Source organism: Halolactibacillus halophilus, assembly GCF_900115605.1.
GTDB lineage: Bacteria > Bacillota > Bacilli > Bacillales > Amphibacillaceae > Halolactibacillus > Halolactibacillus halophilus.
The window spans coordinates 1-1,815 of the sequence record NZ_FOXC01000084.1 but is presented as its reverse complement, the minus strand read 5'-3'; the positions used below and the strand labels follow the sequence as shown (position 1 = coordinate 1,815).

Below are 1,815 nucleotides of genomic sequence, written 5' to 3'. Positions count from 1 at the left end.
ATGTTTCAGCTGCATAAAAAGAGCCGAAACATGTGAAATATAAACTTGAAATTATTGGTTAAAACTTCTCACCAACACCATTTGACAAAGAACCGATTAATCACGTCGCTGTGCGGCTTTACTATTTTACAATCTGATGACAAGCTTATGTCAGTTGATTTACTCATTTATAAACGGTACACATTTTGAACGATATTTGTTTGGGTGCGGTCTGGCCCAACTGAAAAGATTGATAACGGTATCTCAGATAACTGTGACAAGCGTTCTAAATAATGACGGGCATTCGCGGGTAAGTCATCGAGCGAACGTACACCGGTAATATCTTCTGTCCAACCTGGTAATGTTTCATAAACAGGCTCACATTCAGCTAGTGCTTTTAAGCTGGCAGGAAATTCTTTAATCAATTCGCCTTGATAACGGTAAGCGACACAAATCTTTAGTTCATCAATGCCAGTTAATACATCAAGTGAATTGAGTGACAAGTCAGTGATACCACTCACGCGACGCGCGTGTCTTACGACCACACTGTCAAACCAACCAACACGGCGGGCGCGACCAGTTGTTGTTCCATATTCTTTACCCACTTCACGGATCTTTTCACCAATCTCATCATCAAGCTCTGTTGGGAAAGGACCATCACCGACACGTGTTGTATAGGCTTTAGATACACCAACAACGCGATTAATTTTAGACGGACCAACACCTGAGCCGATCGTCACGCCACCAGCGACGGGGTTTGATGACGTTACAAATGGATAAGTTCCTTGGTCAATATCAAGCATAACCCCTTGGGCCCCTTCAAATAAGACGCGACGCCCGTGGTCAATGGCGTCATTTAATACAACAGCGGTATCAACAACGTATTGTTTCACCTGTTGACCGTAGTTATAGTACGATTCAAAAATATCATCAAAGTTAAGTGGTTCAGCATCAAACATTTTAGTAAACAGTCTGTTTTTTGCGGCTAAGTTTTGGGTGAGCTTCTCTTTAAATACTTCTTTATCTAGTAAATCCGCCATCCGAATGCCGATTCGAGCCGCCTTATCCATATAACATGGCCCAATTCCTTTTTTAGTTGTGCCAATCTTTAAGGCGCCCTTTTGTTCTTCTTCTAAAATATCTTGCGTAATGTGATAAGGCAAAATGACATGGGCACGGTTACTAATTCGTAATTGGTCCGTCGTTACATCACGCTCGTGTAAGTAGCCTAATTCTTCAACGAGGGCTTTAGGATCAATCACCATTCCGTTACCTAACACACTTGTTTTTTCTTTAAAGAAAATCCCGGACGGGATTAAGTGCAATTTATACGTCGTTTCATCAAACTTAATTGTATGCCCAGCGTTATTTCCTCCTTGATAACGCGCCACCACTTCGGCATCTTGTGATAGAAAGTCTGTAATCTTTCCTTTTCCCTCATCGCCCCACTGCGTTCCTACAACTACTACTGATGTCATTTACCGCACCTCATACTTTCCGTTTGTTTTTATAATTATTTTTGTTAATGTTCGTGTTTTTAATCAATACAGATTCATTTTATCAATTAAATATCTATTTAACAATGAAAATACGAATAAATTTATAAATAAATGATACGATATTTCGATTAAAGCTATCTTTATTTTAGATGCATCAGTCCTCGCTCGTCTTTTCTCATTTGTTTTGGTATAAACTGTGATGATTATTATGCGTGAGCCCCCCATAATACGTTCTATACATACATAAGAAAAGCTCGGCTAGGCCTCGCCCTTTTTGGGCTAGAGGTTAGCCGAGCTTTTCAATTCTGGATTTTTATAAGTGATGCCATGAAGGCTT

Annotated in this window: 1 protein-coding gene; it reads right to left on the bottom strand. The window is 40.0% G+C overall.

The genetic code is table 11. From position 1 onward, the window contains the following. Positions 1-167: 167 nt before the first annotated feature. Entirely contained in the window at positions 168-1,457 is a 1,290-nt protein-coding gene (locus tag BM098_RS13185) for an adenylosuccinate synthase (protein WP_089834117.1), read from the bottom strand. Positions 1,458-1,815: the final 358 nt, after the last annotated feature.